The organism is Rheinheimera sp., assembly GCF_020217005.1.
Classification (GTDB): Bacteria; Pseudomonadota; Gammaproteobacteria; order Enterobacterales; family Alteromonadaceae; genus Pararheinheimera.
The window spans coordinates 1-10,000 of sequence record NZ_JAIWOI010000028.1; the positions used below are offsets into that span (position 1 = coordinate 1).

Genomic DNA, 10,000 nt, shown 5'->3' on the forward strand with positions numbered 1-10,000 from the left:
TACCTTCGGGCGGATAGTTTTTATCCCAGCCTTTTCCGGTATTTTTTCGGGCAGCCACCAGACTGACGCCCAAACCAGATGCCGCTACTTTTTGATGATGGCTCTTAACGGCGGTAAATTCACTGGCGAGCACAAAGTTTTCAAAAGCCAAACCTGTTTCATCCACAGGTGGTTCTAACACTATGCGAAGTGCCGGATGACGGTATTTTTGTTTTGGTAACATGATTTGCAAAAAATGATTCAAACTTTGATTGTATAAGCTGGTGGCTTGCTGCAGAGGCCCGCCCGTTAACACTGAAGAGGACAGCCAAAACTGAGCGCAGCTAAGCTGGAGTAAGCTTTTATTGGCGGTTTCGTCAGGCAGATTCAGTAAATCCGGGCAATACAAAGCCAGTTCTTCAGCGTCCATTTGTTGCATACGGGCATATTGATAGCCGAACAATTGGTTTGCTTGCAGCGCTTTTTGAGTCGATGGCAGCAGCTTTAAAAAATGGGGGCTGGTACAGCCTGTCAGTACAACCAGCAAAAGCAAAAATAAGCTGGTCTGTTTGAGCTTTTCTTGCATTTGCTTCTCCTGGTTTACGCTGAATAAGACCTGAGTCTGTCAGATATTTTCGCCCAATACCAACCAAAATTTATATTAAAAATCAGTGACTCAGCTATATTATGCTGCTTTGAGAAAGATTTTTATTTTTGCGTTTAAACCTTTTGCCTCTGTGCTTGCGACTAACCAGATAACAATAGATAAAAAAACAACAACAGGAATGGGATGTTAAGGTCTGATTATACAGAGCAAAGCGCAAGCCCCATGGACGATCTGGTGTCTTTATCACAACAGGGCGATCTAAAGGCGTTCAGGCAACTGTACCAGCAGCACAGTGGCCGGGTGTATGCCGTATGTCTGCGCTTGTTGGCTGATCCTAGCAAAGCCGAAGATGCCTGCCAGGAGGTTTTCGTCAAGGTATGGCAGCAGTTGGCTTTGTTTCGTGGTGACAGCAGTTTTACCACCTGGCTGCACAGCATTGCCACCCGCACTGCGATTGATGTATGGCGTCAGGATAAGTTGTTGCGACTCGCTACTGAAGAAATGCCTGACATAGCAGGGGCTGAACTGGGTCAGAGTCGCGAATTAGAGCAATTGATTTTACGCTTGCCACATCAGGCAAGGGCTGTGTTTGTGCTCTTTGCGCTCGAAGGGTACCAACATCAGGAAATTGCAGAGCTGCTGGGCATAGCAGAAGGCAGTTCGAAATCACAGTACCACAGAGCAAGACAGTTATTACGGGAGTGGTTAGATGAAAACTGAACAAGAATTAGATGCCCTGATCGCTGGATTGTCTTCAGAGTTAAAGCCGTCACGGGATTTGTGGCCGGAGCTTGAACAGCGTTTAGCAGAGAGTGCTGCAGCAGAGACTAAAGTCATAGCGATCAAAACCAACACCTGGTTGTCTGTGCCTTTTGCCAGCGCTTATGTGGCCAGTGCAGCTTCAGTTTTACTGGCCGTGACTTTATTTTGGCAGCCAGCAGATTTACAACCTGTGGCTGTCACTGCACCTTTGGCTTTTAACCCACAATTGCTGGATGCCGAAACCGCTATTGTGTACAGCTTTGAACAAGCCAAAGCCGAACAATTAGCCAGTATGAAAACGGTAGACCCTGTATATGCCGATTGGCAGCAGCAAATGGCACAATGGCAGCAGGCTATTGGTCAGGTTCAACTGGCGCTGAAATACAATCCAAATGAAGCGTTGTTACTAAAACAATTACGTCAATTGTATAGTCAACAGCAGAACTATTTACAAAAAGTGGTCCAGTCGGGCCTGGTTTAATCTGGAGTAACATGATGAAACAACAACTGATTTTAGGCCTGGCCTTGTCTGTGTTCAGCCAGTCTTTATGGGCAGCGGAATCTGTTAATGAAAATCTGCAAGTGGCTAATAACGAGAAAATTTATATCGAAAATATGCGTGGTGAAGTCGACATCATCGCAACAAACGAAGGGCGTTTTAAAGTGTCAGGCACTTTGGATGAAAAAGCAGATGGCTATGATCTTAGCTCTAAAAATGGCTTCACCAGCTTTAAAGTAAAAATGCCAAGTTTGCGTAACTACGGCAACTGGGATGATCAGGAAAAAGAAGGTTCACGATTAAAAATTGAAGTGCCATTGGGCGCTGAACTGGAGTTTCAGGGCGTCAATGCCAGCGTCAAAGTATCTGGTGTGCAGGGCAGCACCAAAGTCACTACGGTAAATGGCTCAGTCTATGCGGAAAAGCTGCAGAAGTTTATTCAGCTAGAGACAGTCAACGGCGAAATAACTAGTGTCAATAACAATGGCCGCATTAATCTGAATACGGTCAATGGTGAAATTGAGGATAGTGGCTCACAAGGCAGACTGAGTATCGATGCCGTCAACGGCAGTATTGATACCAAGTCCTCGGCGTCAGAAGTTTCAGTCTCAGTGGTCAACGGTGAAGCGGATTTAGAACTGACCAATGTGCAGCAGCTGAATCTGAGTTCAGTCAACGGTTCACTGGAAGCTGAACTAAAAGGTAGTCTGACACCACGTGTAGAAGTCAGTACTGTCAGTGGTAACGCTAAATTAAAACTGGAAAAAGCCGTCAGCGCTAAGTTTAATCTGGTAGCTAATGCAGGGGGTTCTATCAGAAACGAGTTGACCAGCCAGACTGCAGAGAAAGCAAAATATGGGCCCCGCCGCAGCCTTGAATTCAGCACAGGTAAAGGTGAAGGCAGTGTCGAGCTGAATACGGTCAGCGGTTCGTTAAAACTAGAAACCTACTAAGTGTTAAGTTAAAAAGGGAGAGAGCACTTTGTTCACAATGTGCTCTGCTCCCTTTTTTATTGACGCCACTCGCTGATCAGAGCTTCGGTATCCGGGCTTGCCTGTTCTGCCATCTCACCTTTACATAACTTTGCAATAGCTTAATAGTGTTCAGTTATGGCTGAATTGTTAAAGCTTGTTATTAACTGTTGTAGTTGGTAAAAACGCTAGGCTTTTCATAGGGCTGTACATAATCTCTTCGCCAACTAACAATCAAGTTACAGGATAGCTTTATGAACATGATACAGCGTGCCAGTCGTCTGGCTTTGCCTTTGTTTTCGCTGATCGCTTTAGCCGCCTGCGGTGGCAGCTCAGGAGATAAAGCCGAAGAGGAAGGTTTTAATCAGGGGTACGTGCAGTTTTACAACGGTGCAGCCAATAGCGCAAATAGCTCCTTCACAGTCAACGAAATTGCGGCTGGTTCAGCCACTTTTGGTGATGCTTCCAATATGCTGGCTATTGAACCTGGTAGTTACAAATATCAGCTCAAAAATGCCTCAAGCAGCAATCTGATTAAGGAAGCAGACATTACCTTAAACAAAGGCGAGAAGACTTTGTTATTAATGTCAGGTGATGTGGCCAATCCAACTATTTTGTCTCTAACTCACAAACGTGAAGAGAAGTTCGACGATCAGTTCCGGGTTTTCGTTGCCAACTTGTCCTCCAACTATGACAAAGTTGATATTTATACCGCAGCTGAAGCGGACGATTTTAGCAAAGCGACTTTGTTGGAGACTGTTGCGAGCAAAGAAATTACCAAAACAGGTAAAATGCTGAAGCGCGGTAAATACAAATTATTTATTACCACAGCTGGTAGCAAGACACCGTTTTTTGAAGCTGCTGCATACAATTTCCAGTACACCACCAGTTATGTGATGGTGGTGCGCGATAAGTTAGGCCCTATGGTCAATCAGGTATCTTTAGATCTGGTCGGAAACTCTACTACTGTAGAGGCGCTGGAACACCGCTTAGCTAAGGGTCAGGTGCGTATTTACAACAGTCTGGATAACCAACAAGGCCAGATTGCAATCAACAACTTACCTGTCAGTGATTTAATTCAGGACACCTTAACTAACTATATTCAGTTGGATAAAAACGACTACAGCCTGGCAGTACTGAACGAAAAAAATGAGTTGCTGTTAAATAACGTGTTATTAACCATCAATGCAGGTCAAAGCAAATCAGTATTATTATTCCGTGATGCCGAGCAAAAAGTTGGTGCTGTCAGCTTTACTGAAAAGAACCTGCCACAGGTTGATGAACATGAAATCAACGTAGCGAATCTGGTGCCTGACTTTAAAAACCTGCATTTCTATTTTGTTCGTCAGAATGAAACTATTGAAAGTGCGAAATTCCATGTAAAAGCGCTGGAATTTAAAAAATATGCCAGTTTAGTCTTACCAAAAGATTTCTACTCTATCTCACTGGTGAACGTGGCTGAAAATGGCACTATCAGCTTATTAGACAAAACCGCAGTGTTACAGCTGGAAGCTGGTAAAAATTACATACTGGCAGCTGAACCTTCTGCAGCAGCACCAAGTGGTTATAAGATCACATTGGTTAAATAATTCACTGGTAGTGAAGTTGTAAAAATAACGGCCACAGGGAGTGGCCGTTTTTTATCTCTGAAATTCAGGGTGGGCAGTACTGCAGACCAAAGTTGCAACAGTGTTTGCACGCTGAGTAAAAGGGGTCTGCACTTCGAAAAAAAACCACCGTTTTAACGGTGGTTTTCACAAGCGGGTTCAGTGTCTATTTATTCAGGCTAAGTTTAGAACTTGTAGTTCCATTGTACAGCTAACACCTGAGCTTTATTACGATAGGTTGCCTGTACGCCAGATTTGTAGATACGCTGGCCATCCGCATTGTACTCGTGCTCGTCGATGCGTACTTTATCCATCCACATATAACCATAGGCGAAATCAAGACTTTGCTGTGCAGTCAGAGTCCAGTTTGCGCCCCAGGTCCACCAGATACGATCTGATGTCGGTACCCTGGCTGTTTTATGGCTGTTGCCAATAGGGTTTTCATCGTACGCCAGGCCTGTTTTTAATGTCAGCTCGTCGTTGTACTGCACTGTAGTGCCAACTGAATATGACCAGGAATCCTGCCAATGCTCTGGTATATAACCTATGTAACCGGCTTTATTCAGATTCTGCGGTTGTTGGGTGCTTAAGGAAATACTTGGGGTGGCATCGTCGCTGACAATATCAATAGACTCGAAGCTGCTCCAGCCCGTCCAGTTCACACTGGCTTGCACTGACAGTACATCGGTTAATTGCTGATCAAGACTAAAGGCCAGGTTGGCTGGTGTCGTTAAATCCAGTCGGCTTTGCTCCGTCAAATAGGAGTTAGCCGCCAGTTTACCTGTCGCTAAACTAATAGCAGGCAGAGTAGGGGCTACAACGATAAAGTTTGGATTACCTACTACATTGGCGCCGGTAATAGGCGTATTGTTGATTTCAGAATCACCTTTTAGGGTGTATTTCACTTCTGAGTGATAAACCAAAGCCAGTTTGGTTGAACCTAAATCAGCATGAATACCCAGGTTGTAGCCAGCGGCGACATCATCACCATTCACTTCATAGTGACTATCGCAGTAGGCCGCATTATAAACGTCACGCTGATACAAAGCATTGATGCCAGTGCCCAGTTCACATAAACCTGAGTGGTCTTTGTATTTGGATAAAGTTCCTTCTGCGTAGTTAATGTTTAACCCTAAACCAAAAGACCAATCCTGGCTTAGCTTGTAGGCTAGTGTGGGTTGCATAGCGACAACTTTAATTGAGGTTTCATCGGCAAAATAACGGCCAACCCAATCATTTTGATAGTCAGACGACAAGCCAAAAGGTGCATAAACCCCCATACCCCAGCTCAAATTATCTGTGAAGTGGTCACTATAAAATGCAAAAGGCACTAACTCAGACAAAGTCAACTTGCCTGAATCACGGCCTTTGACAGCCATACCGTTGGCACTTTGCGCTGAAGCATCGCTGTAACGAGTTGTTGCATGGATCAGATTGAGACCACCGGAGAATTGCGCACCTTTGAGTTTGGTCAAGGCGGCAGGGTTGGAATAAACCAGAGAGGCGTCAGTGATTTGGGCGCCACGGCCGGCATAAGCATTGCCTGCGGCACTGACTGATTGTTCAAATAATTTATAACCTTCAGCCAATGCTGACTGACTAAGCAAAGCGAGGCTAATTGCCAGTGGCAAAGAAGCTTTTCGTAACATTGTTTTTGTACCCTGTGTTAAATTTGGCGGCATTATAGGGGGGTAGGGCCTTAGAGTACATGCTCTAAGTCTGGCAAATTTTGCGACTGGTCGGATCTTGCTTTGACTAAAAAGTGGTGGAATTTGCTAAATCCCTAAAATGAAAACAGAACTATTCTTAATTGTTGTGTGGTTAAATTGTTGTTTTATAATGGATTTATTTAGTTTTTTCGAAGTGGCACAAGGGATGCAATCCTAGGTCAACCGACTCGACTTTGTTTAAGGATAAATTATGAAAACCCGTTCATTACTTGCGACTGCTGTTACAAGCACTTTATTGGCCAGTTCACTGGTGTTAACAGGCTGCGGCAGTGCAGAAGGCAGCCCTGAAGCTGCAAAAGTGGAAACAGTACTCAGTATCCCGGTCGAAGCGGCCGTAGTTAGTCGCGGTGAAATAAGCAGTCTGTACCGAACCACCAGTACGTTAGAAGCCAAAGAAGATGCTGAAGTAAACAGCAAATCCACTGGCATAGTGCAACAGCTGTTTGTAGAGGAAGGGGATGTAGTCAAAGCGGGTCAGGTGATGGCGATCTTAGACACTGAACGTCAGCAACTGAACCTGGCTAAAGGCAAAGCTGAACTGGGCCAGTTAAAAAGCGAATTGGCGCGTTTGGAAGCTATGTACCAGAAGAAACTAGTCAGTTTTGACCTGTACGACAAGCTAAAATGGCAGGTCGAATCTTTATCAGCCTCTGTCGCTTTATCTGAGTTGGCATTAAAAGAAACTCAGATCATAGCTCCCATCAGCGGTGTGATTGCCCGTCGTCATGTCAAAGTCGGACAGCTGATCACTGAATATTCATCCAAAGCTTTGTTTGAAATTGTGTCGCAAGAGCGTTTAGAAGCTGTGATCAATTTACCGGAGCATCAATTGCCACGCGCTAAAGTCGGGCAGGTTGCTCATCTGCATTTTGCCGCTATGCCAGTAAAAGAGGCCAAAATTATTCGGATCTCTCCGGTGGTGGATGCTGCCACAGGCACAGCCCGTGTCACAGTGGCTGTTGATAACAGTGACCTGAGTTTAAAAGCGGGCATGTTTGCTCAGGTCGAAGTGCAATACGACGCAAAAACCGCAGCTTTGTTGGTGCCTAAACGTGCGGTAATGGCGATGGATAACAGCAGTTCTGTTTTTGTGGTGAATAAAGACGGCAAAGTAGAACGCAAAAGCATCACCACAGGCTATGAATCCGACACTATGTTTGAAGTAGTGGACGGTTTAATCGAAGGTGAGCAAGTCGTCACTGCAGGTCACGCCAGCTTAAAAGAGCAAAGCCTGGTCCAGGTTATTGCTAAAAGCTAACGTCTCTCCCCTGACTGCGGGGTTTTGACCCCGCGATACATAAAAAAGATAAAAATGAAGGGATCTTCTATGAAACTAGTGGATACAGCCGTTGCACGTCCGGTCACCATGTGGATGTTCACTTTAGGCATTATGTTATTTGGTCTGGTCGCTATGGGGCGACTAGCCGTCAATTTACTTCCTGATTTGTCATACCCAACTTTAACTATCCGCACTGAGTATGCAGGTGCCGCTCCTGCTGAAGTTGAACAGTTGGTCAGTAAACCCATTGAAGAAGCGGTGGGTATTGTCAAAGGCATTCGTAAAGTACATTCGGTGTCCCGCGCTGGTCGTTCTGATGTGATTATGGAATTTGAATGGGGCTCAGATATGGATCTGGCCGGTCTTGAAGTTCGCGAAAAAATCGATGTGCTTTACCTGCCTTTAGACGTAAAAAAACCGCTGTTGCTGCGCTTTAATCCAAACTTAGACCCTGTAGTACGGCTGGCGTTAAGCCGTGATGAGAAAAAAGATTTAACCCCAGCTCAGTTGGTGAGCTTACGTACTTTTGCGGAAGAAGATTTACGTCGCCGTTTAGAGTCTTTGTCCGGAGTGGCCGCCGTAAGGCCTGATGGTGGTCTAACTCAGGAAATACAGATCCTGATCGATAATGAAAAACTCAGCCAGCTGAAGCTGGATATCAGTACCATCAATCAGCGTTTAAAAGAGCAAAACATTAATCAGGCGGGGGGGCGTCTAGAAACTGGTAGTAACGACTATCTGGTTCGTACTATTAATCAATTTGCCAACCTGGACCAAATCCGTAATTTGTATATTGCCAAAGTGGGTGAAAGCCAAATCCGCTTGTCCGACATTGCCGAAATTCGAGACTCTTTTGTTGACCGTCAAAGCATTACCTATGTGCATGGCAAAGAGGCTATTGAAATTGCGATTTACAAAGAAGGCGATGCCAACACAGTTCAAGTGGCTAAAACTGTTACTGCCAAACTGGAGGATTTACAAAAAAATCTGCCGGCCGGTTACCAGTTGACTTTAGTCTACGACCAGTCCACCTTTATTAAACAAGCCATAGATGAAGTGAAATCAGCTGCCTTTGAAGGCGGTATTCTGGCGATGCTGGTGCTGTATTTGTTCCTGCGTAATGTCTGGACCACTCTTGTTATCTCGATTTCGATTCCATTGTCGGTAATAGCGACGTTCAACCTGATGTATGCTCAAGATATCAGCTTAAATATTATGAGCTTAGGTGGTATAGCTCTGGCTATAGGTATGCTGGTTGATAACGCCATAGTGGTATTGGAGAATATCGCCCGCTATAAAGAACAGGGTATGGCTCCAATGGAAGCGGCAAAAAAAGGCGCCAGTGAAGTCGCTATGGCCATTACCGCTTCAACCTTAACCACAGTGGCGGTGTTTTTCCCTCTGGTGTTCGTGGAAGGTGTGGCGGGGCAGTTATTTAAAGATCAGGCTTTAACTGTCACTTATGCATTATTGGCGTCTTTGCTGGTGGCTTTAACTCTGATTCCTGCAATGGCGGCCCGTGAGCGCACAGCCCCCGCAACTGTCATTGCATCAAACAACTCAGCAGCCCCTTTCTCTATTAAACCATCGCGTTGGTACTTATGGCCGCTGCTGCCATTTCACCTGCTGTATCTGGCTGTACGTTTTGTGTTTTTAGCTGTATTTACCTTATTCACTATTCTGTTCCGTGCTGTAGCTAAAGGCTTAAGTTTTATTTTTAACCCGCTGCTGAATCTGGTTCAGGCATTTTTACGGGTTTTGGAATCAGGTTACCGCGCTGTATTAACAGCAGCCTTAAAAGCCAAAGCTTTAGTGCTGGCAGCCACTATAGGCCTGACGGCACTGATTTATTCGCTGATCCCTGGTTTAGGTTTTGACGTGATCCCAAGCATGAGTCAGGGCGAGTTTTATGTCGAAGTGCAACTTCCTGTTGGCAGTGCGATAGAGCGTACTGACAAAGTATTAAAACAGTTGGCGGATGTGGCTTCACTGCAACCTGAAATTGACCGCAGTTATGCCCAGGCTGGCACAGGCCAGCAGATGACTGTGGATCCGAATGTTGGAGGCAGTCATTGGGGCCGCTTAAATATTATTTTAAAAGACAGCGCTACTAAAGCTGATGAAGAACGTTTAATTCAATTGTTCCGTGATGCCGTCAGCACCATGCCGGATCTGAGCGCAAAAATCGACAGGCCAGAGCTCTTTAGTTTCAGCACTCCTCTGGAAATAGAACTGTCTGGCCACGATTTAACCAGCTTAAAAGCAACTTCAGATCAACTGACCAAAGCGTTAGCCGCCAATGACAGGTTCACTGATATCAAAAGCTCGTTGCGTTCCGGTCAGCCGGAAATCACCTTGCATTTCCATCATGACCGTTTATCTCAACTGGGTTTAACTGCGGCTGATGTATCCAAACGGGTAGCGAATTACATTGGCGGCGAAGTCGCGGGTCAGTATTCGATTAACGATCGTAAAGTGGATATCCGGGTACGCCTGGCGGAGAACTTCCGTAATTCAGAGCAGCAACTGTCGCAAATTATCATCAACCCAAACAGTGAAAAGCCGC

8 protein-coding genes are annotated in these 10,000 nt (G+C 45.3%); 6 read left to right on the forward strand and 2 right to left on the reverse strand.

Features of this window, described 5'->3' with window-relative positions:
• Positions 1–565: hypothetical protein (locus LDL40_RS01420; protein ID WP_300992973.1), on the reverse strand; the 565-nt coding region annotated here is incomplete at its 3' end.
• A 204-nt stretch (positions 566–769) separates the two neighbouring features.
• Here LDL40_RS01420 and LDL40_RS01425 point away from each other — a divergent pair.
• The 4 genes from LDL40_RS01425 to LDL40_RS01440 all read left to right on the forward strand — a co-directional run bounded on the left by LDL40_RS01425 (position 770) and on the right by LDL40_RS01440 (position 4,407).
• Positions 770–1,306 carry an RNA polymerase sigma factor gene (locus LDL40_RS01425; protein ID WP_300992976.1) on the forward strand — a complete coding sequence of 179 codons (537 nt, stop codon included), beginning with the start codon at positions 770–772 and terminating at the stop codon, positions 1,304–1,306.
• Positions 1,296–1,829, forward strand: a complete 534-nt coding sequence (locus tag LDL40_RS01430; RefSeq protein ID WP_300992979.1) for a hypothetical protein — start codon at positions 1,296–1,298, stop codon at positions 1,827–1,829. The genes LDL40_RS01425 and LDL40_RS01430 overlap by 11 nt, the downstream gene beginning before the upstream one ends.
• A gap of 11 nt (positions 1,830–1,840) precedes the next feature.
• Entirely contained in the window at positions 1,841–2,800 is a 960-nt protein-coding gene (locus LDL40_RS01435) for a hypothetical protein (protein WP_300992982.1), read from the forward strand.
• Between the two features lie 272 nt (positions 2,801–3,072).
• A complete protein-coding gene (locus LDL40_RS01440) occupies positions 3,073–4,407 on the forward strand; it encodes a DUF4397 domain-containing protein (RefSeq protein WP_300992985.1) in 1,335 nt (444 codons plus the stop codon).
• A 203-nt stretch (positions 4,408–4,610) separates the two neighbouring features.
• Here LDL40_RS01440 and LDL40_RS01445 read toward each other — a convergent pair whose 3' ends face one another.
• Positions 4,611–6,074, reverse strand: a complete 1,464-nt coding sequence (locus LDL40_RS01445; protein WP_300992988.1) for an OmpP1/FadL family transporter — start codon at positions 6,072–6,074, stop codon at positions 4,611–4,613.
• A gap of 271 nt (positions 6,075–6,345) precedes the next feature.
• Here LDL40_RS01445 and LDL40_RS01450 point away from each other — a divergent pair, with 271 nt between their 5' ends.
• Together LDL40_RS01450 and LDL40_RS01455 are read left to right on the forward strand one after the other, a co-directional pair.
• Positions 6,346–7,413, forward strand: a complete 1,068-nt coding sequence (locus LDL40_RS01450; protein WP_300992991.1) for an efflux RND transporter periplasmic adaptor subunit — start codon at positions 6,346–6,348, stop codon at positions 7,411–7,413.
• A gap of 69 nt (positions 7,414–7,482) precedes the next feature.
• Positions 7,483–10,000 (forward strand): efflux RND transporter permease subunit (locus LDL40_RS01455; protein ID WP_300992993.1); only part of this gene is annotated, 2,518 nt, incomplete at its 3' end.